The organism is Burkholderia seminalis, assembly GCF_001718535.1.
GTDB lineage: Bacteria > Pseudomonadota > Gammaproteobacteria > Burkholderiales > Burkholderiaceae > Burkholderia > Burkholderia seminalis.
The window spans coordinates 1,217,511-1,241,319 of record NZ_CP013400.1 but is presented as its reverse complement, the minus strand read 5'-3'; the positions used below and the strand labels follow the sequence as shown (position 1 = coordinate 1,241,319).

The window sequence follows — 23,809 nt, the reverse complement described above, 5'->3', positions numbered from 1 at the left end:
GATAAAGACGCCGTTGTCTCGCTCGTGCGCAGCTGCGGTCCATATGCAACCTGCCGCGCGCTCAATACGCGCCGCCGACGCGATGCGTCGCGACGTAATGATCGGGGCCGACCGCGACGAGCGGCGCGACGACGGGGTCGTCGCCGATCGCGCGGATCGGGCTCGGGATTTCGTCCGCCGCGAGCTGGCGCGGCGCATGCCGGCGCGCGGGGTCAGCCACCGGCACCGCGCTCATCAGCTTCTTCGTGTACGGATGCTGCGGCGCCTCGAACACCGCGCGGCGCGGGCCGATCTCGACGATCTGGCCGAGATACATCACCGCGACGCGATGGCTGATGCGCTCGACCACCGCCATGTCGTGCGAGATGAACAGGTACGCGACGCCGAGCTCGCGCTGCAGGTCGAGCATCAGGTTGACGATCTGCGCCTGCACCGACACGTCGAGCGCCGACACCGACTCGTCGGCGATCACGACCTTCGGGTTCAGCGCGAGCGCACGCGCGATCGCGATCCGCTGGCGCTGGCCGCCCGAGAATTCGTGCGGATAGCGACGCGCGGCCTCGGGCGGCAGGCCGACCTTGTCGAGCAGCCAGTCGACGCGCGCCTGCGCCTCGCTGCCGCTCGCGACGCCGTGCACGAGCAGCGGCTCCATGATCGAGAAGCCGACCGTCAGGCGCGGGTTCAGCGACGCGAACGGATCCTGGAAGATGAACTGGATGTTCCGGCGCAGCGCCTGCAGGTCCGCGCCCTTCATCGCGCTGATGTCGCGGCCGTCGAATTCGATCGAACCGCTCTGCGATTCGACGAGGCGCAGCAGCGAACGGCCGGTGGTCGACTTGCCGCAGCCCGATTCGCCGACGAGCGCAAGCGTCTCGCCCGCGCGCAGCTCGAAACTCACGCGCTCGACCGCATGCACGTACTGCGACACGCGGCCGAACACGCCGCTTCTCACCGGAAAGCGCGTGACGAGATCGCGCACGCGCAGGATCGGCGGCGCGGCGCGATCGACGGGCGGCTGCGCATCGTCGTTCGCGGCGGGCGCCGTGGCGGGCGCCGTGGCCGGCGCCGGTGCCGTCGTGCTCGCGTCCACCTTCAGCAACGGGAATTTCTCGGGCGCGTCGGTGCCCTGCATCGAGCCGAGCCGCGGCACGGCCGCGAGCAGCGCCCGCGTGTAGCGATGCGCGGGCGCCGCGAAGATGCGGTCCGACTCGCCCTCCTCGACCTTCTCGCCGCGATACATCACGAGCACGCGATCGGCCACTTCGGCGACCACGCCCATGTCGTGCGTGATGAAGATCACGCCCATGTTCATTTCGTCCTGCAGCCCGCGCACCAGTTGCAGGATCTGCGCCTGGATCGTCACGTCGAGCGCGGTCGTCGGTTCGTCGGCGATCAGCAGCGCGGGCCGGCACGACAGCGCCATCGCAATCATCACGCGCTGCCGCATCCCGCCCGACAGCTGGTGGGGATAACGCGCGAACACGCGGCGCGCTTCCGGAATGCGCACGAGATCGAGCAGCCGCAGCGCTTCCGCGCGCGCTTCCGCCGCGCTCTTCGACTGGTGCAGCGCGATCGCCTCGCTGATCTGGTCGCCGACCGTGAACACCGGGTTCAGCGACGTCATCGGCTCCTGGAAGATCATCGCGATGTCCGCGCCGCGAATGCCGCGCATCGTCGCGGCGCTCGCCTGCGCCAGATCGACGAGCGCGCCGCCGCGGCGCCGGAACGCGATCCGGCCGCCCGTGATCGCGCCGCCGCCGTGCTCGACGAGCCGCATCAGCGCGAGCGACGTGACCGATTTGCCGGAGCCCGATTCGCCGACGATCGCGAGCGTCTCGCCGCGGTCGACGTGAAACGACACGTTGCGCACCGCGTCGAACGTCGCGCCTTCGCGGCGGAACGTGACCGACAGGTCGTCGACGGCCACCACGCGCTGTTCGGGCAGCACGAGGCCGGATGGGGTTCGGCTCGAAGTCATGCGGGGTTCTCCTCGTGCGATCCGGAATCAGGCCGCATCGTCGCGGTAGATGCCGACGACCGGCGCCTCCCCGACGCGCGCGTAACCGCGGTACATCCCTTCGGTGTTGAACGGCATCGCGACGTTGCCCTGAGCATCGACCGCGACGATCCCGCCGCGGCCAGCCAGGCGCGGCAGCTTGTTCATCACGGCGTCGTGTGCCGCGTCGGCGAGCGACGCGCCGCGATACGCCATCTGCGCGGCGACGTCGTGCGCGGTCGCGAGCCGGATGAACATTTCGCCGGTACCCGTCGACGATACCGCGCAAGTCGCGTCGTCGGCATAACAGCCCGCGCCGATGATCGGCGAATCGCCCACCCGCCCCGGCTGCTTGTTCGTGATGCCGCCCGTCGACGTCGCCGCCGCGATGTGGCCGTGCAGGTCGCACGCGACCGCGCCGACCGTGCCGTGCTTGCGGTCCGGATCGAGCGGCTCGGCCGGCTGCGACTTGCCGAACGCGAACGTCGCCGCATCGTGGTCGAGCATCGCACCGGCCGTCGCACGCGCCTTGAGCCACTGCGCATGCCGCGCTTCGGTGTCGAAGTAGCCGGGTTCCGCAAGCTCGAGCCCCTGCGCGGCCGCGAACGCATCGGCGCCCGCGCCGGCGAACAGCACGTGCTCGCTCGCCTCCATCACGCGTCGTGCGGCCAGCACCGGATTGCGCACGCGCGTCGCGCAGCAGATCGCGCCGGCGCCGAGCGTCGCGCCGTCCATGACCGCCGCGTCGAGTTCGTGCTTGCCTTCGGCCGTGTAGACGGCGCCGCGCCCGGCGTTGAACAGCGGGCAGTCCTCGAGCATGCGCACGGCGACGGTGACGGCGTCGAGCGCGCTGCCGCCGTCGGCCAGCACCTGCTGCGCGGCCTGCAGGATCGCGGTCAGTTCGCCACGGTATCGGCGTTCGGTGTCGGTATCCATCGCTTCGCGCAGGATCGTGCCTGCGCCGCCGTGAATCGCGACGATCGCGGGTGAAGTCATGATTTTTTCGGACCGGGGGAAGAAGGGTTGACGGCCGGCAACGCCGCCTGCGGCTGCACGAGCCAAGGCAGCAGGAATTCGGTCATTTCGGCGGCGGATTTCGCGGACCGGTGCGTACGCAGCGCGACCGCGTCGATCAACGCCTCGATCATCGTGAGCACGGCGGCTTCCGACGTGGCGGCGAAACGCCGTTCGGCCTTGACGTACAGGTTCAACGACGCGATCGGCGCCAGCGGCGATTGCGGACCGTCCGAGATGCCGAGCACGCGCGCGCCGCGCGCCGCCGCACGACGGGCCAGCTCGACCGTGTCCTTCACGTAGCGCGGAAACGCGAGCGCGATCACGAGGTCGCGCGAATCGGCCGTGTACAGGCGCCGTGCCGCGTGCGAAGGCCCGCCGAGCAGCGCGAGCGACTGCACGCTGTCATGGCACACGGACAGCCCGTGCTCCATCAGCCCGGCCAGGAACGCGCTCGACCCGGCGCCGAGGATCAGCACGCGCCGCGCGCCGACGATCGCCTCGACCGCGGCCTCGACGTCGGCCGCATCGAGTTGCGCGCGCGTGCTCCCGATGTTCGCGACGGCCTGGTCGAATACCGCGTCGATCCATACCGCGCCGCGTACGCCGGGCTCCTGCTCCTGCGCGGAACGCAGCCGCTCGACCGGCCCGAGCGTCGCCTCGAAGCCGCGCACGAGCGCCGCGCGCATCGCCGGATAGCCGTCGAAACCGAGCGCCTTCGCGAAGCGGTTCGCGGTCGCGATCGACGCGTTCACGGCCTGCGCGAGCTCGTCGATCCGCATCGTCGCCGCGCGAAACGGGTTCGCGAGCACGAACTCGCCCATGCGCCGGTGAATCGGCGTCATCAACGGCATCGCCGACGCGATCCGCTCGGCGATCGCGGGTTCGTCGTGAATGGCATCGGGCGGAACGAGAGGCGTCATGCGAAGGGTCGTTGCAAGGATGATGAAAATCAATTTACACAATCCAGATTCCGGAAAGAAATAAATTTTCATCAGGGTTGTCACGCCCCATCCGACGGGCGCCGCGCGTCCAGCCGTCGCACAGCCCCGCCACGCGGGCATTCGGCACGCGCCGCGGCCGTCTTCGTGCGCCGCTGCCGCCCGCTCATCGGGAAAACCCCGATCATGTTCGTTCGAATGCAAATTCACGTTGACCGGATTCGAATTCGAACATAGGATGCTCGAAAATGATCAGTCGTCAGATAACAAAGACGTCAGACGGTCACGAAATGTTCGCTCGAACCGCTTGATTTCGATATAAACCGATGGAAACCGGTGTTCAAGATGATCGGACATCGTACAAATAAGGTGAAAGAGCCGTCCTGATCGGACGGCTCGCATGGTTCAAGGCAGGTGTCGCATGCCCGCCCTGCCCAACAGGAGACAGCAGTGAAAACAGTCAAGGCATTGCGCTGGTGGATCATCGTGCTCGTGTGTCTCGGCACGATCCTCAACTACCTCGCACGGAATTCCCTCGCGGTGCTCGCGCCCGAGCTGAAGCAGGTGTTTGCGATCTCGACGCAACAGTATTCGTACATCGTCGGGGCCTTCCAGATCGGCTACACGATCATGCAGCCGGTATGCGGATTCATCGTCGACCTGATCGGGCTGCGGCTCGGGTTCGCGCTGTTCGCGATGCTGTGGTCGGTGGTCGGCGTCGCGCATGGTTTCGCGTCGGGCTGGTTGTCGCTCGGCATCCTGCGCGGTTTCCTGGGGCTGTTCGAAGCCGCCGCGATTCCGTCGGGGATGAAGGCTGTCGCCGAATGGTTTCCCGATCGCGAGAAGTCCGTCGCGGTCGGCTACTTCAATGCAGGCACGTCGCTCGGCGCCGCGATCGCCCCGCCGCTCGTCGTGTTCCTGTCGATGCGGTTCGGCTGGCAGGCCGCGTTCATGGCCACCGGCGCGCTCGGGTTCGTATGGGCCGCGCTCTGGTACACGCAGTACCGGTCGCCCGCCGATCATCCGCGCATCTCGCCGCAGGAACGCACGCTGATCCGCGACGGCCAGGCGACGATGCCGCCCGTGTCGAAGCGCCGTATCCGCGACGTCGTCACCGCGCGGCGCTTCTGGGCCATCGCGCTGCCGCGCTTCTTCGCCGAACCCGCCTGGCAGACCTTCAGCTTCTGGATTCCGCTGTACCTCGCGACCGAGCGCCACATGCCGCTCACGCAGATCGCGATCTTCGCGTGGATGCCGTTCCTCGCGGCCGACGCCGGCGGCATCGCGGGCGGCTACCTGTCGCCGTATCTCGCGAAGCGCTTCAAGCTGCCGCTCGTGTGGTCGCGCGTCGCCGGCGTCGCGCTCGGCGCGGTGCTGATGCTCGGGCCCGCGATGATCGGCCTCGTGTCGTCGCCGTACACGGCCATCGCGCTGTTCTGCGTCGGCGGTTTCGCGCACCAGATGATCTCCGCGCTCGTCAACACGCTGTCGGCCGACGTGTTCGATTCCGAGGAAGTCGGCACCGCGAGCGGCTTCGCGGGAATGGCCGCGTGGATCGGCGGGCTCGGTTTCTCGCTGCTGGTCGGCGCGCTCGCCGACAAGATCGGCTACGCGCCGCTGTTCGCGTGCCTCGGCCTGTTCGACATCATCGGCGTGACGTTGCTCGCGGTGCTGATCCGCGGGCAGTCGAAGCAGGAACGCCTGCTCGCGCAGCACGCCTGACATTCGCTCTCACCAGGAATCGCATCCATGACTTCGCTTCTTCATCCGCCCGTGTTCCGCGTCGTCGCCACGCACGCGAACCGCGTGCTGCTCGCGTCCGAAACGGGCGCCACCGTCGAGATCTTCGTGCTCGAGGACGACATCGTGCGGGTGCGCGTGCTGCCCGACGCGACCGCGCGCAACCCGCGCACGTGGACGATCGCGCCGGGCCTCGACGACGTGCCGCTCGACGGGCGCGACCGCCTCGACCTCGACGGCTTCACGCTGCCCGCCTTTTCCCTCGCCGAGGACGATGACGTCCTGTTGGTCGAAACCGCGCAGATCCGGCTCGCGGTGCGCCGGCAAGGCGGCCATTGCACGTGGTCGATGCGCGGGGCGGACGGCGCCTGGCGCGTCGCGCTCGCCGACCGTGCGACGCAGGCGTACAACTTCGGCTGGTGGGACGATCGCGCGTATCACTACGTCGCGCGCGAACGCGGCGACAAGGTCTTCGGCCTCGGCGAACGCGCGGGCGAACTCGACCGCACGGGCGCGCGCTTCGAGATGCGCAACATCGACGCGATGGGCTACAGCGCGAAGCATACGGACCCGCTGTACAAGCACATACCGTTCTACATCACGTGGTCGCCCGACGCGTGCCAGGGCTTCGGGCTGTTCTACGACACGCTGTCGGACTGCACGTTCGACATGGGCCGCGAACTCGACAACTATCACGGCCCGTACCGCTATTTCGTCGCCGAGCACGGCGATCTCGACTACTACTTCATCGCCTCGCCCGACACGCCGCTCGCGGCCGCGCGGCGCTTCACGTGGCTCACCGGGCGCCCCGCGCGCACGCCGAAATGGGGGCTCGGCTATTCGGGCTCGACGATGAGCTACACCGACGCGCCGGACGCGCAGCAGCAGATGAACCAGTTCGTCGAGCAGTGCGACACGCACGACATCCTGTGCGATTCGTTCCACCTGTCGTCGGGCTACACGTCGATCGGCGCGAAGCGCTACGTGTTCAACTGGAATCGTGACAAGTTTCCCGACGCGAAGGGTTTCGTGCAGCATTACCGCGACCACGGCATCCGCCTGTGCGCGAACATCAAGCCGTGCCTGCTGCGCGACCATCCCGCGTTCGACGATGCCGCGAAGCGCGGGCTGCTGATCCGCTCGGCGTCCGGCGAGCCCGCATGGGTGCAGTTCTGGGACGAGGTCGGCGCCTATATCGACTTCACGCGGCCGGATGCGTACCGCTGGTGGCGCGAGCAGGTCACCTCGGCGCTACTCGACTATGGAATCGAATCGACCTGGAACGACAACAACGAATACGAGATCTGGTCGCCCGACGCGATCGCGCACGGCTTCGGCCAGCCGTTCCCGGCGCGCGAGGCGAAGGTGCTGCAGACGATGCTGATGATGCGCGCGTCGCGCGACGCGCAGCGTGCGCATGCGCCGGCGCGGCGGCCGTTCCTCGTGTCGCGCGCCGGCGGCGCGGGCATGCAGCGCTACGTGCAGACCTGGTCCGGCGACAACTACACGTCATGGGAAACGCTGCGCTACAACCTGAAGATGGGTCTCGGGCTCGCGCTGTCGGGCGTGTCGAACATCGGCCACGACATCGGCGGCTTCTCCGGCCCCGCGCCATCACCCGAGCTGCTGCTGCGCTGGGTGCAGTTCGGCATCTTCATGCCGCGCTTCAGCATCCATTCGTGGAACGACGACGGCACCGTCAACGAGCCGTGGATGTATCCGGAGATCACCGCGCAGATCGCGGCGCTGATCAAGCAGCGCTACCGGCTGCTGCCCTACCTCTACCACCTGCTGTGGCTGTCGACGACGCGCTACGAGCCCGTGCTGCGACCGACCCTCGCCGATTTCCCCGGCGATGCGCGCTGCTACGACGCCTGCGACGAGATGATGCTCGGCGACGCGCTGCTCGTTGCGCCGGTCGTCGATCCCGGCCAGACGGCGCGCACGGTTTACCTGCCGTCCGGCGCGCGCTGGATGTGCTGCGCGAGCGCGCAGGCGTTCGACGGCGGCGCAAGCGTGACGCTGCCCGCCCCGCTCGACACGCCCGTGATGCTGCTGCGCGAAGGCCGCGTGCTGCCGCTGAACGTCGCGGCCCAGCACTTCGGCGCGCGCGGCGACACGCGCGGCTTCCTCGTCGCGCCGCGCATCGAGGACGGCGTCGCGTCCGGCGAATGCGTCGAGGACGACGGCGAAACGGAAGCCTGGCGCGACGGCGAATACGGACTGTGGCGGATCGAAACCGGCCGCGAGGCATCCGGCGCGCTCGGCGTGTCGGTGCGCTGGGACGGCCGCCCGGCCCGCCCGGCCGAGCGCGTCGAGATCCTGCTGCCGGCGTCGCTGCAAGGCCCCGTCGCCGTGCGCGGCGCGCGCGTCGAGCAGGATGCGCAGGACGGCGCATGGCGCCGCATCGTCGTCGCGTTCGACGATTGACACAAGCCCGATCAGGCGGGCCGTTCGCGCGGCCCGCCGTCCGCCACAGAGGAGGCACCCCAGCCTCCCGCCCCGTTGGAAAGATGAAGAGACCTGGAGATCGACAATGAAAGCACCCGTCAACCGTTATGCAATCCTGATTTTATCGGCCGCCTCGCTCGGCACGACCGCCGCCCACGCGCAGAGCAGCGTGACGCTGTACGGCGTCGTCGACGATTCGATCGCGTACGTGAACAACCAGCAGGGCCATTCGAACATCTACATGCGCGACGGCAACCTGTATGCGTCGAAGTTCGGCCTGCGCGGCGACGAGGATCTCGGCGGCGGCACGCACGCGATCTTCGACCTGCAGTCCGGCTTCAACCTGAACACGGGCGCGCAGGCCGCCGCCGGCACGCTGTTCAACCGCCAGGCGTTCGTCGGCCTGCGCAACGATCACTATGGCACGCTGACGGCCGGCCGCCAGTACACGCCCTACTTCCTGTTCGTCGGCCCGTACGCATCGAGCAGCTGGCTGACCGGCGCGACGGGCGCGCATCCGGGCGACATCGACGGCCTCGACACGACGATCCGCGTGAACAACTCGGTCACCTATACGTCGCCGACTTTCTCGGGGCTGTCCGCGAGCGCGATGTACGCATTCGGCGGCATCGCCGGCGCGACCGGCAAGGGCAACACGTTCAGCGCCGCGCTGCGCTACGCGAACGGGCCGGTCGGGATCGCGGCCGGCTACCTCCGGATCAACAGCTCGGGCTCGTCGGCCGGCTTCCTGAACCCGGCCACCGCGGCGTCGGGCAGCTTCGCGGTGTCCGTGCTGAACCAGGGCTACCTGACCGCGAAGGCCGTCGAACAGGTCGCGGCGGCCGGCAACTACACGCTCGGCGACCTCACGATGGGCCTCAACTATTCGAACGTGAAATACCTGCCCGGCAACGGCTCGGCATTCACCGACACGGCCGTGTTCAATACCTACGGCGCGCTTGCCGCGTACCGCTTCACGCCGGCGTTCTCGGTGGCCGGCGCGTTCGCTTACACGCTCGCGTCGAAAGCGAACGGCGTCGCGAGCGCGGCCCGCTACCAGCAGTACTCGCTGAAGGAGTCGTACAGCCTGTCGAAACGCACGACGCTCTATGCGCTGCAGGCGTACACGCATTCGAGCGGACAGACGCTCGGCGCGCAAGGCGCCGGCCACATCGTCGACGCGGCGCCGATCGTGGGCGATTCGCAGCAGCTCACGCCGTCGACCACGCACGGCCAGTTCGTCGGCATGGCCGGCATCGCCGTCACGTTCTGAACCTGCCGGCAGCGCCTCCAGCGCGCTGCCGACGCCCCGGACGATGCGCATTCCGCATGCGCCGTCCGGGCGCCCGATGTCCGGCCGCCGCGCCGTGTTCCCCGTCCCGTCCGCCTGCCGCGCCACCGCGCAGGTTTGCCGGATCGCGCCGATACCTTACAATTCGTCAGATTAATCCCTTCTGCATGCCCCTTCTTGCAGTCCTGACACCGCGGTACACTCGACGCACGCCGTATCAGGGTCCGACGCGCGACACCCGCGCCGGGCGGCGTTGCGCCTCGTTGCGCCCACAACTGGATGCCCGCCATGCCGGATTCCCGTCCCTCGCCCCGCACGACGTTCAAGCCGCAAGTCGTCCTGCCCGCGCTCGCCGTGATCGGCGCGCTGCTCGTCGTGTGCGCGCTGCACCCGAGCGAAGCCGGCGCGTTGTTCTCCGCCGGCCAGCAGTGGGTCATCGCACGTTTCGACTGGTTCTACGTGCTCGCCGTCACCGGCTTCCTCGTGTTTCTCGTGCTGATCGCCGCCAGCGGCTTCGGCAACATCCGCCTCGGTCCCGACGATGCCGAACCCGAATTCAGCTTCGTATCGTGGACGGCCATGCTGTTCGCGGCCGGCATGGGCATCGGCCTCATGTATTTCGGCGTCGGCGAGCCGATGCAGCATTTCCTGAAACCGCCGACCGTCGATCCCGGCACGCCCGCCGCCGCGCGCGAAGCGATGCTGATGACGTTCTTCCACTGGGGCTTCCATGCGTGGGCGATCTACGGGCTGATGGGGCTCGTGCTCGCGTACTTCGGCTTTCGCTACAACTTGCCGCTGACGCTGCGCTCGGGGCTGTATCCGGTGCTGCGCGAGCGCATCGACGGCTGGATCGGTCACACCGTCGACGCATTCGCGCTGGTCGGCACGGTCGCCGGCATCGCGACGACGCTCGGCTACGGCGTGATGCAGCTGAGCGCGGGCCTGCATACGGTCGGCGGCTGGGACACCGGCAGCAACGTATTCCGCATCGGGCTCGTCGCGGTCGTCGTGATCCTCGCGGGCGTGTCGGCCGCGACCGGTCTCGACAAGGGTGTGCGACGGCTGTCCGAACTGAACCTGCTGCTCGCGTTCCTGCTGCTCGCCTTCGTGGCCGTCGCCGGCCCGACGCTGTTCCTGTTCCGCGCGCTCGTCGACAACGTCGGCCAGTACCTGTCGAGCCTCGTCGACCTGTCGTTCCGCACTTACGCGTATGCGTCGCCGCGCGAGGAAGGCTGGTTCGGCGGCTGGACGATCCTCTACTGGGCGTGGTGGGTGTCGTGGTCGCCGTTCGTCGGGATGTTCATCGCGCGCATTTCGCGCGGCCGCACGATCCGCCAGTTCGTGATCGGCGTGCTGCTCGTGCCGACCGCGTTCAACCTCGTGTGGATGACCGTGTTCGGCAACAGCGCGATCTGGCTCGATACGCACGGCGCGGCCGGCGCGCTTGCGCAAACGGCCACCAACGTCGACGCGCTGCTGTTCCGCTTCTTCGATTTCCTGCCGTTGACGCAACTGCTGTCGATCGCCGCGATCGTGCTGATCGCCGTGTTCTTCGTCACGTCCGCCGATTCGGGCGCCTTCGTGATCGACCAGATCGCGACCCGCGGCAACGCACACTCGCCCGTGTGGCAGCGGCTGTTCTGGGCCGTGCTGCTCGGCGTGACGGCGGCGGTGCTGCTCGTCGCGGGCGGGCTCGGCGCGCTGCAGGCGATGACGCTGATCGCCGCGCTGCCGGTCGCGATCATCATGCTCGCGCTGTGCTACGGGCTGTGGCGCGGGCTCGCGGCCGACCGTGCGCACTATTCGCAGGACGTGGCGCCGGCAACAAGCTTCTGGACCGGCCAGCACTGGCGCCATCGGTTGACGCACATCCTGCGGCAGACGACCGAGGCCGAAGCGCGCCAGTTCGTCGCGGAAACGGTCGAGCCGGCGCTGCGCAAGGTGGCCGCCGAATTGCGCGCGAGCGGCGTCGATGCGCACGTGCAGCGCGACAGCGACGATGCGGTGCGGCTTACCGTGCCGACCGCCGAGCATCGCGACTTCGTGTACGGCGTGCGCGTGACGGCGAAATCCGCGGCGGCGTTTCTCGTGCGCGAGGCGGCCGAGCCCGATGCGGCACGCGAGCACGTGTACGGGATCGTCACGTTCTTCGAGGACGGCCGGCTCGGCTACGACGTCGAATACCTGCGCGGCGACGAGGTGATCGCCGACGTGCTGCGCCAGTATGAACGCTACGTGTCGCTCGCCGCCGACAAGCGCACGCATCTGCTGAGCCGCGCGCCGGGACATGCGACGGAGGCCGAATGAGCACGCACGCGGCTCGCATCGTTTCGCCGTACCGGTCGGCCACGCCCGACGGAGCGTCGCGATGAATGCGCTCCTGCAAAGCCGCTCCGCCGACCTCGTCGCGCTCGGCACGCTCGCGCTGCTGTATCTCGGCGGCGCCTGCATCGCGCTGTGGCGAATCCGCGCGGCCGCAGCACGCGGCAAGATCTACTGGATCGTCTGCATGGCACTGCTGACCGGCGGCGCCGTCGCAATGGGCGGCAACCTGTCGCCCGTGCCCGACACCGGTGAAATGCCGCCCGGTTTCGCGCTTGGCGTCGAGGCGGTCCTGCTCGGCCTCGCGCTGGTGGCCGGCGGTTGCGCGTGGCTGATGCTGCGCGCGAGGAAACCCTGACACGCACGCACCGCGCAGCGCGGTTTCCTCAGGCGTGAACGGCGCCGCGCAAGCGGGCCATGCCGGCACCGATGCGCGTTGCTCCGTTTTATCGCCATCACGCTACGCGGACGGCGCGCGCGCCGTCACGAGCCAGCACGCCGCATCGAAGCGCACCTCGGCGCCGCGCACGTAATGCTCGAACGCGGCACGCACCGTGTCGACCACGCGGCGCCGGGTAGCTTCGTCCGCCTCCAGCAGGGCAAGGCCGACCGGACCCAGCCGGGCGATGTACTCGTCCAGCGCGGCCGCGGGCAGCACGCATACTCTGTCGACCGGCTCGATCTCCACGTCGGCCCAGCCGCTGTCCGCCAGCACCGACACGATCCGCTGCCGGTCGCCGAACGCGAACTGGCCCGGCGCGCCGGGCTGCCGTGCGGGCAAGTTCGGCAGCAGCGGCGCGGCGGCCCGCTCGGCCGTCGTCATGAACGGGTTGTCGGCCGCACCGCGCCACGCGACGAACCGCATCCGCGCGTCCGGCCGCGCCGCCTGCCGCAGGTTCGCGAACGCCCGGACCGGGTCGTCGAAGAACATCACGCCGAGGCGCGACACGATCAGGTCGACGCTCGCGGGCTCGAATGCATGCGTCTGCACGTCCGCGCGCACGAATCGCGCATGCACGCCGCTGCGTTCGGCACGCGCCCGCGCGGCGTCGATCATCCGCGCCGAGATATCGATGCCCGTGCAGTGCGCATTCGCGCCGAGCCGCCGCGCGATCGCGAGCGTGACGGCGCCGGTGCCGCAGCCGACGTCGAGCACATTGCTGCCGGATGACACGGCCTCCGCATCCGCAAGCAACGTCTCGAGCGGCGCGAACATCCGGTCGATCGTTTCCTGCACGTCGACCCACGCGCGCCCCGACGGGCCGTTCCACAGGGCGGACTGCGCTTCGTTGGGCCGGCTGGTTTCCATCGTCGACTCCCTTCTGGTTCGTGAATGATGAACCGGACTGTGCTGCTTCAAGCCGGCTTGAAGTCAAGGCCCGCCGGTATGCGCACGCCGCCGCATCCTGCTTTTCACATTTCTTACATTCGCGCTGCGTATCGTTGACGGCTTTCCTACGGTGCCTCCCATGCGACGATTCCTCACGCGCACCCTGCTCGTGCGCTGCGCTCCCGTTGTTGCCCTCGCCGCGCTTGCCGCGTGCTCGAATCACATCGATACGCCGGACGATCCGGCCAGCGCACCGGCCAACGTCCAGGCCGCCTGGGTCGAGATCGGCGAGGCGAACCAGGCGATCGCGCGCGTCATCACGAACTACACGCCCGCGTCGGCCAGCGAGCCGCTGTGCCCGCAACTGACCGTCGACGGCAAGCTGTCGCGCATGGCGCTGCGCGCGGGCGCCGCAACGCCGGCCCAGCGGCCGACCGCCAGCGATCCGGCCGATTCGAAGCCGTCGAGCTTCCCGGTCTCCGTCTGCGAAACGACGCTGCCGGCCGGCGCGCAGGCGGCGAGCGTCGCAGGCCGCACGTTGCCGCTGCCGAAAGCGCAGCCGCAGCGCATCGCGATCATCGCGGACACCGGCTGCCGGATGAAAAAGGCCGACAACGCATGGCAGGCGTGCAACGACGCGACGGTCTGGCCGCTGAACACGATCGCGGCCAGCGTCGCGAAGCTGTCGCCCGATCTCGTCCTGCACATCGGCGACTACCACTATCGCGAGAACGCGTGCCCGCCGGACATCGCCGGCTGCAAGGACAGCCCGTGGGGCTACGGCTGGGATACGTGGCAGGCCGACCTGTTCCGCCCGGCCGCGCCGCTGCTCGCGAAGGCGCCGTGGGTCGTCGTGCGGGGCAACCACGAGGAATGCGCGCGCGCGGGCCAGGGCTGGTTCCGCTTCCTCGATCCGCGTCCGTATGCGGCGGCCCGCTCGTGCGACGATCCGGCCAACGACAACAACGCGAACTATTCGGAACCCTACGCGGTATCGCTCGGCGGCGGCTCGCAGGTGATCGTGTTCGATACCGCGAAGGTCGGCCGCACGCCGCTCAAGACGACCGACGCGCAATTCGGCATTTACCAGAAGCAGTTCCAGACGGTCGCATCGCTCGCGTCGAAGGCCGGCATGACGACGACGATCTTCACGAACCATCATCCGATCCTCGCGTTCGCGCCGATCGCCGGCAGCACGCCCGCGCCGGGCAATCTCGCCCTGCAGTCGGTCATGTCGAGCCTCAACGCGCAGGCGTACTATCCGCCGGGCGTGCATGTCGCGCTGCACGGCCACGTGCACGACTTCCAGGCGATCAACTTCTCGTCCGGACACCCGGCGACGATCGTGTCCGGCAACGGCGGCGACAACCTCGACGTCGCGCTGCCCGATCCGTTCCCGGCCGGCCTGACGCCCGCACCGGGCGCCGTGATCGAGCGGCTGTCGCACAACAACAGCTTCGGCTTCCTGATCATGGAGCGCCGCGCGGCGCCCGCGACGGGCTGGGTGTTCCATGCGTATTCAGCGGCGGGCAAGCTGCTCGCGTCGTGCGACCAGTCCGGCACGACGCTCGCCTGCGACAAGACGGGGTTCATTGCGCCGTGAGTGAAGCCGTCCGACGTAACGGCCGCGTGGTGCGCGGCCGGCAGGCGCTGCGCACGCTTTCCGTCGCCGTGCTCGCCGGCCTGACGCTCGCGGCCCATGCCGCGCCGGCCGAAACGGTACTGCTCCCGGGTGCGCCGCCGTCGCGCGTCGTCAACACGATCGGCACCGGCACGCCGCAGGTGACCGGCAAGATCGATGCGGCCGCCGCGCGCTTCGCGCCCGACCCGACGCTCGTCGCGCTCGGCCGGCGGATCTTCTTCGACCCGCGGCTGTCCGAGCCGCGCGGCCTGTCGTGCGCGGGCTGCCACGATCCGGGCCGCGCATTCGCGCCGACGCTGTCGGCCGCGTCGCTCGCCGGGCCCGGCGTGCCGGAAGGCAGCCGGCCCGGGCGCTTCAGCCAGCGCAACGCGCCGTCCCTGCTCTACGTGCGCTACGTGCCGCGCCGCCACTTCTACCAGGACGACGATGCGCCCGCGCCGTCGCCGTTCGGCGGCCTGTTCGGTGACGGCCGCGCGGATACGCTCGCCGAGCAGATTCGCGGGCCGCTGTTCGATCCGAACGAGATGAACAACCGGTCGCCGGCCGCGCTGCTGCGCAAGGTCAACGCGACGGAACTCGCGGCCGATCTCGCCGCGCGCTTCGGCGCGCCGGTGCGGCGCGATCCCGGGCAACTGGTGCGCGCGTTGGGTTCGGCCGTCGAGGCCTATCTGCAGAGCGACGAGATGGCGCCGTTCACGTCGCGCTTCGACGCGTTCCTGCGCACGCGCACGCCGCTGGCGCCAGCCGAGATGCGCGGCCTCGCGCTGTTCCGGAATCCGGACAAGGGCAATTGCATGACTTGCCATACGCTGTCGGATACGTCGAGCCGCCCGGAACGCTCGCTGTTCACCGATTTCGGCTACGACGCAATCGCGGTGCCGCGTAACCGCGCGCTGCCGGCGAACCGCGACCCGCGCCATTTCGACAACGGGCTGTGCGACACCGCCCGTCGGCTGCGCTGGCCCGAGCCGACGCAGTGGTGCGGCTACCTGCGCACGCCGGGGCTGCGCAACGTCGCGGTCAAGCAGACGTTCATGCACAACGGCGTGTTCACGACACTGCGCGACGCGGTCGCGTTCTACAACACGCGCTCGACCGATCCCGGCTTCTGGTATCACGGCGCCAACACGTTCGACGACGTGCCGGCCGCCTATCGCGGCAACATCAACGTCAACTCGACGCCGATGAACCGCCGGCCCGGCACGCCGCCCGCGCTGACCGATGCGGAAATCGACGACATCGTCGCGTTCCTCGGCGCGCTGACCGACGCGCGCTACACGGCGGTCGCGGCCGCCCAGGCGCCCGCTGCCCGGATGACGCGTACCGCCGCGCCAGCGCGTTGACCCTGGCCGGACGGCCAATCGCACGCGCACCCGCTTGCGGTCACCGCAAACACTGGTTATATTTACAGTACTGTATTTATGAACAGTGAGGTGCGAGATGGAACATCTGGTCCGTATCGTCAACGAAGCCGATCGCCAAGTGCTGGCATGGCTTCGCGCCCAGGTCGGCGATGCCCGCGTCGAGCGCGCGGCTCGCCAGCTCGGGCATACGCGCAAGCCCTTTCCGTCCGCCGTGTGCCGGTATCTGGGCATGAGCGCGCCGGCCACGCTGCGTCAGGCCGACCGGCCGCGCGCCGCACGCGATTTCTCGGTCGGCGATCGCTACCTGTCGCTGATCCGCCAGCACCTCGCCACACATTCGGCCAGCCGATGAGATGGCGGCGGCTTGCCACTGCGGCGTCTCGGCAAGCCGGAGGGCTCGCGTATTCGCCAGTCCGGCCGGTTGCCGCCGCGCCTATGCTGCCGCCGTGGCTTCCCGGACGAGGCGGCCGAGCGTTTCGAACGCCGCTTCGTGCGCCGCATCGAACACGCGCGTGCAGGCCAGCCGGATATAGCCGTCGAAGCGGTCGGAATTCGAGAAGATCGACCCGGGCGCGATCCTGATCCCGCGCGCCAGCGCGGCATCGAACAGCGCCTCGGAGCGCACGCCGTCCGGCAAGGCGATCCACAGCAGCATCCCGCCCAGCGGCTGGTTCATCCGTGTGCCGGCCGGGAAATGTCGTGCGATCGCATCGATCGTCACGTCGCGCTGTACACGCAGTTGCTCACGAAAGCGATGCAGATGGCGGTCGAACGCACCCGAGCCGACGAATTCGGCCGCCACGGCCTGCAACAGCGCGGCGTTGTGCCGACTATGCGCGAACTTCAGCATCCTCACGCGCGCATGCCAGCGTCCCGCACTCATCCAGCCGAGCCGCATCCCGGGAGCCAGCACCTTGTTGAGCGACGGGCAGTAGATCACCGTGCCGTCGCGGTCCCATGCCTTGACCGGCTTGACCGGCCAGGGCGCTTCGACGAGCTCGCGATACGGCTCGTCCTCGATCACGGCCACGCCTTGGCGCGAGCACAGCGCGACGAGCGCGGCCTTGCGGTCGTCGGGCATCACGCAACCGAGCGGGTTCTGCAGGTTCGGCACGACGACCACGGCCCGAATATCCGGATACACGGTCAGCGCCACTTCGAGCGCCTCGATCGATAACCCGGTCGTCGGGCTCGCCGGGATTTCCAGCGCACGCAGGCCAAGGCTTTCGAGCAGCTGGATCAGACCGAAAAAGGCCGGCGATTCGATCGCGATCGTGTCGCCGGGGCGCGCCACCGCGCGCAACGCGAGATTCACGGCATCGACGCCACCGCTCGTCGACATCACGTCGTCCGGCGTCACCGTCACGCCATACGACAGCGCGCGTTTGGCCATCGTCTGCCGGAATTCGGGCGAACCGCCGACAGGCCCCGCGTCGGTGAGCAACGTGGGTTTGCGCCGCAGCAGCCGGATGGCCAGAGCCTGCAGGCGCTCGGCCGGATACAACGTGGCGAGCGCAGATGCGCCGCCGAAATTCAACGCGTCGGGCACCGTGTTCGCGCGATCGATCACGCGCGACACGCGTTCGTGCAGGCCCGCGAACGGCGGCTCGACGCGCAACGGGGGCCCGTCGCTTTCCGGCAGCATGGCGAGCGTGGCCGCCGCGCGGCGCCGCACAAAGTAGCCCGACCGCGGCCTCGCCTCGCACCAGCCCGTATCCTCGAGCCGCCGATACGTCTGCGTGGCGGTCGACAGGCTCACGCCGTGCTGCGCCATGAACGCACGCACCGACGGCATCCGGTCGCCGGGCGACAGCGTGCCGGCCGCGATGATGCGCCGGTAATGCTCGGCGAGCCGTTCGTAAAGCGGCTCGCCGCCCAGCGGTAATGGCGTACGGGAGGTGTCGGTGAAAGGCGTCATCGAACGATCGTGCCCGCGCGGCCCAGCGCGCGCCAGATACAGATCCGCGAAAAAACCGCCGATACAGCCGTACGAAATCGACGCTTGCACCGCAACAGATTCCCGTCCCCTGAATCTGTCGCGCCCGCGCCCGTTTCCCTAACCTGACTGCACGCAATCGCTTCGCCATCGCGAGGCCGCGCAACCGGGAAAAAGGAATCGCCATGCGGACGCAACACATCCGGCTCGACGCAGGACAAAGCCACTTTGCGTGGTTCGACAAGGGCAGCCAGGTGATCGTGCTGGACGGCGCGCTCGCGGTCACGTTGCGTCACGGCGGGCTCGAGTGGCTGCCCGACGCGCCGCAATACATCCGTCGCGTGCTCGACGAAGGCGAGTGTCTGACGTTCGACACGGCCGGCCACGTGGCGTTGTCGGCCGGCGGGGCCGGCGCGGTCAGTACGACGGTCGTGGCGCCCTCGAGCCCGCGAGGTTTGCGCGCGGCGTGGCGCGGGCTCCTGCGCCGGCTGTCCGGGCGAGTGCGTGGTGGCCGTCACGTGCGCGAGCATTCCTGATATCGGAACCTGCCCCGCCTCGATACGCGGTTGGCAGATCCCCCATCATCGCAGCCGACCGAAGGACGCGTTCGGCTCCATGCCGCCTTGCGACCGCCGCAACCTGCCCGGCATGCGGCGGCGGCCACATCAATGGCCGTTCCGGCGGCGCTCGACCCATTCGAACATCGCCATCCCGGCCAGCATCGCGACGACGAACGCGATCCCCTTGACCGACCCGAAGCCGATCGACACGATCGCGGGCCCCGGACAGAACCCCGCCATCCCCCAGCCGATACCGAACACCGCACTGCCTGCGACCAGGCGCACGGTGATCGCGCGCAGCGCCGGCAACCGGATCGGCAGGCCGAGCCACGACCGTGTCCGGCGCTTCGCCCACGCGAACGCGAACACAGCCACGCCCGTCGCGCCGGCCATCACGAACGCGAGCGACGGATCCCAGCGGCCCGCCAGGTCGAGAAAACCGAGCACCTTCTGCGGATTGGCCATGCCCGACACGATGAGGCCGACGCCGAACAACAGGCCGGCCAGAAACGCGAATGCTGCCTGCATGTCAGCCTCCCAGCACGTGCAGCCGCACGAAGACGGTCGCGAAACCCGCGGCCATGAAGGTCGCCGTCGCGACCACCGACCGCAGCGCGCCGCGCGACATCCCGCACACACCGTGGCCGCTCGTGCAGCCGCCCGCGTACCGCGTGCCGATTCCGACCAGCAGGCCGGCCGCCAGCAGTTCGGGCCAGCCGGCGTCGACCTGCGGCGTCAGCCCGGCGCCGACGACGTGCATCACGACCGGCGCGACGATCAATCCGCCGACGAACGCGATACGCCAGCCGCGCTCCCCCGAACCCGCCGTCAACAGGCCGCCGACGATGCCGCTGATGCCGGCGATCCGGCCGTTGAACGCGACGAGCCACGCGGCCGCGAGCCCGATCAGCGCGCCGCCGGCCAGCGACAGCCATGGCGTGAAATGAAGCGCATCAAGCTGCATCGCGCTTCTCCTTCGCGGCCGCACCGCAGAACTGCTCGTACAGCACGCCCATCACCGCGATCGCGGCCGGGCTGTCGAGCGAATAGTGAATGTTCTTGCCGTCGCGGCGCGTCCGGACCAGCGCGTTGTCCCGCAACACGCCGAGTTGCTGGGACAGCGTCGGCTGGCGGATGTCCAGCCGCGTTTCGAGATCGCCGACGCAGCGCTCGCCCTGCGACAGTTCGCACAGCAGCAGCAGCCGGTCGGGATTCGACAGCACCTTGAGGAGCGCGCACGCCGATTCCGCGGCGGCGCGCATCTGATCGGGCTCGGGCAGCCCGGCGGGAAGCGCGTCGTTCATCGAGGCAGGACATCAATTAAAGAATCAATATTATATCAATCTATATATTATTGAAACCTACCGCGTGCCTGCTAACACCCTCGCCGTACACCTTTACCGGTATCGAACCCGTCGATCGCAACGATCAGAAAGCACGGAACGACGATCGAGTGCCTGCGCGCCCGTGCGGCGCCGCAAGTCGGCGGATGGGAGAAAGTGAAGGTCGAGTAATCGGGGCGGCCCGGCGCGAACCAGGCCATCCCGACGCGCAGCGTCACGCGCCGTCGCAGGACGCCGTGCCGTCGAGCATCAGCGTGCCGACCCGCGCGGGCACGAGCGGCGTGCGCGGCACCGGCGGCGTCCAGCCGAACAGCGCTTGCGCGGCCGCGCCGCATACGCGGCCCTGGCACGCCCCCATCCCGCAACGCGACTGCAGCTTCGCAGCCGTCCAGCCGGGCGCCTGCGCGACGGCGCCGAAACGCACATCCTCGCAACGGCACAGCAGCGTCTCGGGCCGCGCGAGCCGGCGAACCGGCTCGCGGATCGCAAAGCGCTCGCGCACGGCATCCGCAAAAGCCTGCCAGTGCGCGCGCCGTGCGACGCGCGCGGCCAGTTGCGCCGTCTGCCCGGTCGCCGCCAGCCCGGCGATCTCGCCTTCGACCATCGCGAGTTCGCTGCCGCCGACGCCCGTGCACTCGCCGGCCGCGAAGCAGCCGTCGCGGCTCGTCCGCTGGTGCGCATCGACCGCCACCGCGCCATTCTCGATCCGGCAGCCGAGATGGCTCGGCAGCACCGTATTCGGCACGAGGCCGAAACCGCACGCGAGCCGGTCGCAGTCGACGTCGAACGCGCGATCGCCCTGACGGATCCGTACACGTTCGAGCCGCGTGTCGCCGAACGCCTCAACGACGTGCGCATCGGGCCGGTACACGGCCGTGACGAGCTTCGCGGCCTGCGCGAGCTTCGACGGCCAGCGCCACAATCCCGCGCCGAAACCGGCCACGTCGCCCCATGCGGCCTGTTCGAGCACGTGCGACACACGCGCGCCGGCCTGGCGGGCCGTCGCCGCGCTCGCCAGCAGCAGCGGCCCGCTGCCTGCGACGACCGTGCGCTGCCCGCGCACGTCGAGGCCGTACTTGATCAGCGCCTGCAAACCGCCCGCACCGGTGACGCCCGGCAGCGTCCAGCCCGGAAACGGCAGCAGCAGCTCACGCGCGCCGCAGCAAAGAATCAGCGTCCGGAAATCGAGCAGCAGCCCGCGTTCGTCGTCCTCGAGCAGCAGCGTGCCCGGCTGCGTTTCGGCGACGATGCGCGTCGCCGCGAGATGCGTGACGTTCGGTTGCCGCAGCACGGCGAGCCGTTCGGCGGCGGCCGGCACCGGCGCGGCCGCCGCCCCTTGCCGCCAGATCTGCCCGCCCGCCCGCGGATTGTCGTCGACGATCGCGACCGTCGCGCCGCCTTGCGCGGCGGCCCGTGCGGCCGACAACCCGGCCGGGCCCGCGCCGACGATCGCGACGTCGACGCTCAGTCGTTCCTGTTTCATCGCGTACGCTCCACCTGCATCCCGTCGCGGCACAGCGTCTGGCAAGCCAGCCGGCGCCGGCCGTCGATCGTCATCCGGCATTCCTGGCAGATGCCCATCCCGCAAAACGGCGCACGCGCCGCGCCCGTGCACGACACGCGGGTCGTGTCGTCGCCGCTCGCCGCGACGGCGGCCGCGACGGTCGCGCCGTCGGCCACCGTCAGCGCGCGGCCGTCCAGGTGAATGATCATGAAAGCGCTCCGGCTACGGGGGACGTCGTCAGGAAACGTCCCGGCAAATACGGTTCGACATCGATCGGCGGCCGCTCGCCGGCCATCAGCGCGGCGACGAGCCGCGCGCTGCCCGGCGCGGTCGTCACGCCGAGCCCTTCGTGCCCGACCGCGAGCCACACGCCCGGGCGCGCCGGGTGCTCGCCGAGCAACGGCAGGCCGTCGGGGCTCGCGGAACGGAAGCCCGTCCACGATCGGATGCCGTTCAGGTCGGCCAGACCGGGCAGGTAGCCCACCGCGCGGCGCAGCATCCGCGCCAGCACGGGCGGCTCGACACGCGCATCCTCGGTGTCGAACTGGCGCGACGAGCCGATCAGCAACTGGCCGGTCGGCCGCGGCTGCACGTTGAACGCGACCGACGTGCCGTCGCTCGCATGCGCGCTTGCCGCATAACCGAGCTCGACGAGCTGGTGCGACACGTGGCCCGGATAGCGATCGGTAATCAGCAGATGGCCCTTTTTCGGGCGCAGCGGCAACTCGGGCAGCAGCGTGCGCGCCGCAACGCCGTTCGCGACCACCACACGCTCCGCGCGCAGCGTGTCGCCGCTCGCGAGCGTCACGCTCGGCCCGTCGACGGCGACGGCCCGGTCGCGGCGCAACGTGATGCGCGGTGCGCGCTGCAACAGCCAGGTCGCGGTCACCGGCGCGTAGAGAATCGCGTCGCCCGGAACCTTCAGCGCACCGCCGAGCCCCGTGCGCAGCATCGGCTCCAGTCGCGCGAGCGTCGCCGCGTCGATCAGCTCGCCGGCCACGCCGTGCGCGGCAAGCGTCGCCTGCTTCGCGCGTGCCAGATCCATCTCGTGCGCATCGGCCGCGAGCCACAGCGTGCCGCAATCACGGTACGCGCAGCCTTCGGGCATCTCGCTGCTCAACGCCCGCCACAGTTCGATCGAGTAATGGCTCAGCGCAAGCTCGGCCGCGTTGTCGTCCATCGCGACGAGGTGGCCCATGCCCGCGCCGGTCGCGCCGCCGCTCGCATCGTCGACGACCAGCACGCGCAGCCCGCGCTGCGCGAGTTCGTGCGCGCACGCCGCGCCGACGATGCCGGCGCCGATCACGACGACGTCGGTCTTCGTGTCGCTCACGACCCGATGCCCCAGCCGAACGGATCGTCTTCCTCGATCAGCAGCGTCGCTTCGGCGCTCAGGTGCGCGCTGCCGCGAATCGTCGGCACGATGCCGCCGTCGGCCTGCTCGTAGCTGGCGTGGAACACGCTGCCGATCACGCTCGCCTGCCGCCACACGGCGCCCGGCGCGAGCTTGCCGTCGGCCGCGAGGCACGCGAGCTTCGCGCTGGTGCCGGTGCCGCACGGCGAACGGTCGTACGCGAGGCCCGGGCACAGCACGAAGCTGCGGCTGTCGTGCTCGGGATCGTCGGCGAACAGCTCGATATGGTCGATCTCGCCGCCGTTCGCGCCGGTGATGCCCGCGCGTTCGAGCCCTTCGCGCACGGCCGACGCGTACGCGGTGAGCGCCGCGACGTTGTCGCCGGCGACGCGCTGCCCGTGGTCGCTGATCAGGAAGAACCAGTTGCCGCCCCACGCGATGTCGCCCTTCACGGGGCCATATCCCGGCACGTCGAGCGCGACGCCCTGCGCATGGCGATACGCGGGCACGTTGCGCACGCTGACCGACAGGTCGTCGTGCAGCGTCGCCTCGACGGTGCCGACGGGCGTCTCGATCCGGTGCACGCCGGGTGCGATGCGGCCCATGTGATGCAGCGTGCGCACGACGCCGATCGTGCCGTGCCCGCACATCCCGAGATAGCCGCTATTGTTGAAGAAGATCACGCCGGCCGCCGCATCCGGCGACACGGGTTCGCACAGCAGCGCGCCGACCAGCACGTCGCTGCCGCGCGGCTCGAGGATGCACGCGGTGCGGTAACGGTCGTGCTCGCGCGCGAGCACGTCGCGGCGCTCGGCCATCGTGCCGCTGCCGAGCGACGGGAAACCGGACACGACGAGCCGAGTGGGTTCGCCGCCCGTGTGCGAATCGATGATCTGGATGCGCTTCATCATGAGCCGTCCGAAGTGGGGAAAGGAGCATAGCTTCCTCCGTCGCGCGTCCGTCCGCTTGTGGCTTTTCGATGAGGACGACGACGAAATCGGCATAGTGCGGCGCGCCC

21 protein-coding genes are annotated in these 23,809 nt (G+C 69.5%); 9 read left to right on the top strand and 12 right to left on the bottom strand.

The annotated features are described in order from the left end of the window. Window positions 1–61 precede the first annotated feature (61 nt). The 3 genes from WJ12_RS26305 to WJ12_RS26295 are packed head-to-tail and all read right to left on the bottom strand — an operon-like array spanning window position 62 to window position 3,933. Window positions 62–1,978, bottom strand: coding sequence for a dipeptide ABC transporter ATP-binding protein (locus WJ12_RS26305; RefSeq protein WP_059556430.1), 1,917 nt, complete (start codon window positions 1,976–1,978; stop codon window positions 62–64). A gap of 27 nt (window positions 1,979–2,005) precedes the next feature. Next, window positions 2,006–2,992, bottom strand: coding sequence for an isoaspartyl peptidase/L-asparaginase family protein (locus WJ12_RS26300; protein ID WP_059556429.1), 987 nt, complete (start codon window positions 2,990–2,992; stop codon window positions 2,006–2,008). Continuing rightward, window positions 2,989–3,933 (bottom strand): MurR/RpiR family transcriptional regulator, encoded by a 945-nt coding sequence (locus WJ12_RS26295; protein WP_049030772.1) that lies wholly within the window; start codon window positions 3,931–3,933, stop codon window positions 2,989–2,991. The genes WJ12_RS26300 and WJ12_RS26295 overlap by 4 nt, the downstream gene beginning before the upstream one ends. Window positions 3,934–4,401: 468 nt before the next feature. On the opposite strand from WJ12_RS26295, the gene WJ12_RS26290 reads away from it, so the two are divergent. The 5 genes from WJ12_RS26290 to WJ12_RS26270 all read left to right on the top strand — a co-directional run bounded on the left by WJ12_RS26290 (window position 4,402) and on the right by WJ12_RS26270 (window position 12,116). Further along, window positions 4,402–5,673, top strand: coding sequence for an MFS transporter (locus WJ12_RS26290; RefSeq protein WP_059556428.1), 1,272 nt, complete (start codon window positions 4,402–4,404; stop codon window positions 5,671–5,673). Window positions 5,674–5,700: 27 nt separating this feature from the next. Further along, window positions 5,701–8,121, top strand: a complete 2,421-nt coding sequence (locus tag WJ12_RS26285; RefSeq protein ID WP_059556427.1) for a glycoside hydrolase family 31 protein — start codon at window positions 5,701–5,703, stop codon at window positions 8,119–8,121. 106 nt (window positions 8,122–8,227) lie between these two features. After that, window positions 8,228–9,415 carry a porin gene (locus WJ12_RS26280; RefSeq protein WP_034191598.1) on the top strand — a complete coding sequence of 396 codons (1,188 nt, stop codon included), beginning with the start codon at window positions 8,228–8,230 and terminating at the stop codon, window positions 9,413–9,415. A gap of 306 nt (window positions 9,416–9,721) precedes the next feature. Beyond that, entirely contained in the window at window positions 9,722–11,743 is a 2,022-nt protein-coding gene (locus WJ12_RS26275) for a BCCT family transporter (protein WP_034191599.1), read from the top strand. Window positions 11,744–11,804: 61 nt separating this feature from the next. Next, on the top strand, window positions 11,805–12,116 hold the full coding sequence (locus WJ12_RS26270) for a hypothetical protein (protein WP_034191600.1): 312 nt from the start codon (window positions 11,805–11,807) through the stop codon (window positions 12,114–12,116). 102 nt (window positions 12,117–12,218) lie between these two features. Here WJ12_RS26270 and WJ12_RS26265 read toward each other — a convergent pair whose 3' ends face one another. Further along, entirely contained in the window at window positions 12,219–13,067 is an 849-nt protein-coding gene (locus WJ12_RS26265; protein ID WP_059556426.1) for a class I SAM-dependent methyltransferase, read from the bottom strand. Window positions 13,068–13,227: 160 nt separating this feature from the next. Between WJ12_RS26265 and WJ12_RS26260 the strand changes: the two genes are divergently transcribed. From WJ12_RS26260 to WJ12_RS26250, 3 genes are all read left to right on the top strand, one after another. After that, the gene (locus tag WJ12_RS26260; RefSeq protein WP_059556425.1) at window positions 13,228–14,691 is read left to right on the top strand and encodes a metallophosphoesterase family protein; all 1,464 of its coding nucleotides are present in this window, start codon (window positions 13,228–13,230) and stop codon (window positions 14,689–14,691) included. Then, window positions 14,688–16,073: a cytochrome-c peroxidase gene (locus WJ12_RS26255; protein ID WP_208606523.1), complete on the top strand. Its 1,386-nt coding sequence runs from the start codon at window positions 14,688–14,690 to the stop codon at window positions 16,071–16,073. The genes WJ12_RS26260 and WJ12_RS26255 overlap by 4 nt, the downstream gene beginning before the upstream one ends. A gap of 97 nt (window positions 16,074–16,170) precedes the next feature. Continuing rightward, complete coding sequence (locus WJ12_RS26250; RefSeq protein WP_034191604.1) at window positions 16,171–16,446, top strand: CppA family protein; 276 nt, start codon at window positions 16,171–16,173, stop codon at window positions 16,444–16,446. A gap of 81 nt (window positions 16,447–16,527) precedes the next feature. Here WJ12_RS26250 and WJ12_RS26245 read toward each other — a convergent pair whose 3' ends face one another. Continuing rightward, complete coding sequence (locus WJ12_RS26245) at window positions 16,528–18,012, bottom strand: aminotransferase-like domain-containing protein (protein WP_034191699.1); 1,485 nt, start codon at window positions 18,010–18,012, stop codon at window positions 16,528–16,530. A gap of 203 nt (window positions 18,013–18,215) precedes the next feature. On the opposite strand from WJ12_RS26245, the gene WJ12_RS26240 reads away from it, so the two are divergent. Then, window positions 18,216–18,566, top strand: a complete 351-nt coding sequence (locus WJ12_RS26240; protein ID WP_059556424.1) for a hypothetical protein — start codon at window positions 18,216–18,218, stop codon at window positions 18,564–18,566. Window positions 18,567–18,695: 129 nt separating this feature from the next. Here WJ12_RS26240 and WJ12_RS26235 read toward each other — a convergent pair whose 3' ends face one another. The 7 genes from WJ12_RS26235 to WJ12_RS26205 form a co-directional block, all read right to left on the bottom strand. Further along, a complete protein-coding gene (locus WJ12_RS26235; RefSeq protein ID WP_034191606.1) occupies window positions 18,696–19,118 on the bottom strand; it encodes a DUF6691 family protein in 423 nt (140 codons plus the stop codon). A gap of 1 nt (window position 19,119) precedes the next feature. Continuing rightward, window positions 19,120–19,554: a YeeE/YedE family protein gene (locus WJ12_RS26230; RefSeq protein ID WP_049030563.1), complete on the bottom strand. Its 435-nt coding sequence runs from the start codon at window positions 19,552–19,554 to the stop codon at window positions 19,120–19,122. Continuing rightward, on the bottom strand, window positions 19,544–19,894 hold the full coding sequence (locus WJ12_RS26225) for an ArsR/SmtB family transcription factor (RefSeq protein ID WP_049030564.1): 351 nt from the start codon (window positions 19,892–19,894) through the stop codon (window positions 19,544–19,546). The genes WJ12_RS26230 and WJ12_RS26225 overlap by 11 nt, the downstream gene beginning before the upstream one ends. 253 nt (window positions 19,895–20,147) lie before the next feature. Further along, window positions 20,148–21,416, bottom strand: coding sequence for an NAD(P)/FAD-dependent oxidoreductase (locus tag WJ12_RS26220; protein ID WP_034191609.1), 1,269 nt, complete (start codon window positions 21,414–21,416; stop codon window positions 20,148–20,150). Next, a complete protein-coding gene (locus WJ12_RS26215; protein ID WP_012338331.1) occupies window positions 21,413–21,646 on the bottom strand; it encodes a 2Fe-2S iron-sulfur cluster-binding protein in 234 nt (77 codons plus the stop codon). The genes WJ12_RS26220 and WJ12_RS26215 overlap by 4 nt, the downstream gene beginning before the upstream one ends. Then, window positions 21,643–22,770: an NAD(P)/FAD-dependent oxidoreductase gene (locus WJ12_RS26210; RefSeq protein WP_059556423.1), complete on the bottom strand. Its 1,128-nt coding sequence runs from the start codon at window positions 22,768–22,770 to the stop codon at window positions 21,643–21,645. Before WJ12_RS26210 ends, WJ12_RS26215 begins: the two co-directional genes overlap by 4 nt. Beyond that, window positions 22,767–23,699 carry a 4-hydroxyproline epimerase gene (locus tag WJ12_RS26205; RefSeq protein WP_034191700.1) on the bottom strand — a complete coding sequence of 311 codons (933 nt, stop codon included), beginning with the start codon at window positions 23,697–23,699 and terminating at the stop codon, window positions 22,767–22,769. The genes WJ12_RS26210 and WJ12_RS26205 overlap by 4 nt, the downstream gene beginning before the upstream one ends. Between the last annotated feature and the right edge of the window lie 110 nt (window positions 23,700–23,809).

Coding starts and splice junctions, on each gene's coding strand:
- WJ12_RS26305 (WP_059556430.1), bottom strand. CDS start 1,978: ATGACTTCGAGCCGAACCCCATCCGGCCTCGTGCTGCCCGAACAGCGC.
- WJ12_RS26300 (WP_059556429.1), bottom strand. CDS start 2,992: ATGACTTCACCCGCGATCGTCGCGATTCACGGCGGCGCAGGCACGATC.
- WJ12_RS26295 (WP_049030772.1), bottom strand. CDS start 3,933: ATGACGCCTCTCGTTCCGCCCGATGCCATTCACGACGAACCCGCGATC.
- WJ12_RS26285 (WP_059556427.1), top strand. CDS start 5,701: ATGACTTCGCTTCTTCATCCGCCCGTGTTCCGCGTCGTCGCCACGCAC.
- WJ12_RS26280 (WP_034191598.1), top strand. CDS start 8,228: ATGAAAGCACCCGTCAACCGTTATGCAATCCTGATTTTATCGGCCGCC.
- WJ12_RS26275 (WP_034191599.1), top strand. CDS start 9,722: ATGCCGGATTCCCGTCCCTCGCCCCGCACGACGTTCAAGCCGCAAGTC.
- WJ12_RS26270 (WP_034191600.1), top strand. CDS start 11,805: ATGAATGCGCTCCTGCAAAGCCGCTCCGCCGACCTCGTCGCGCTCGGC.
- WJ12_RS26265 (WP_059556426.1), bottom strand. CDS start 13,067: ATGGAAACCAGCCGGCCCAACGAAGCGCAGTCCGCCCTGTGGAACGGC.
- WJ12_RS26260 (WP_059556425.1), top strand. CDS start 13,228: ATGCGACGATTCCTCACGCGCACCCTGCTCGTGCGCTGCGCTCCCGTT.
- WJ12_RS26250 (WP_034191604.1), top strand. CDS start 16,171: ATGGAACATCTGGTCCGTATCGTCAACGAAGCCGATCGCCAAGTGCTG.
- WJ12_RS26245 (WP_034191699.1), bottom strand. CDS start 18,012: ATGACGCCTTTCACCGACACCTCCCGTACGCCATTACCGCTGGGCGGC.
- WJ12_RS26240 (WP_059556424.1), top strand. CDS start 18,216: ATGCGGACGCAACACATCCGGCTCGACGCAGGACAAAGCCACTTTGCG.
- WJ12_RS26235 (WP_034191606.1), bottom strand. CDS start 19,118: ATGCAGGCAGCATTCGCGTTTCTGGCCGGCCTGTTGTTCGGCGTCGGC.
- WJ12_RS26230 (WP_049030563.1), bottom strand. CDS start 19,554: ATGCAGCTTGATGCGCTTCATTTCACGCCATGGCTGTCGCTGGCCGGC.
- WJ12_RS26225 (WP_049030564.1), bottom strand. CDS start 19,894: ATGAACGACGCGCTTCCCGCCGGGCTGCCCGAGCCCGATCAGATGCGC.
- WJ12_RS26220 (WP_034191609.1), bottom strand. CDS start 21,416: ATGAAACAGGAACGACTGAGCGTCGACGTCGCGATCGTCGGCGCGGGC.
- WJ12_RS26215 (WP_012338331.1), bottom strand. CDS start 21,646: ATGATCATTCACCTGGACGGCCGCGCGCTGACGGTGGCCGACGGCGCG.
- WJ12_RS26205 (WP_034191700.1), bottom strand. CDS start 23,699: ATGAAGCGCATCCAGATCATCGATTCGCACACGGGCGGCGAACCCACT.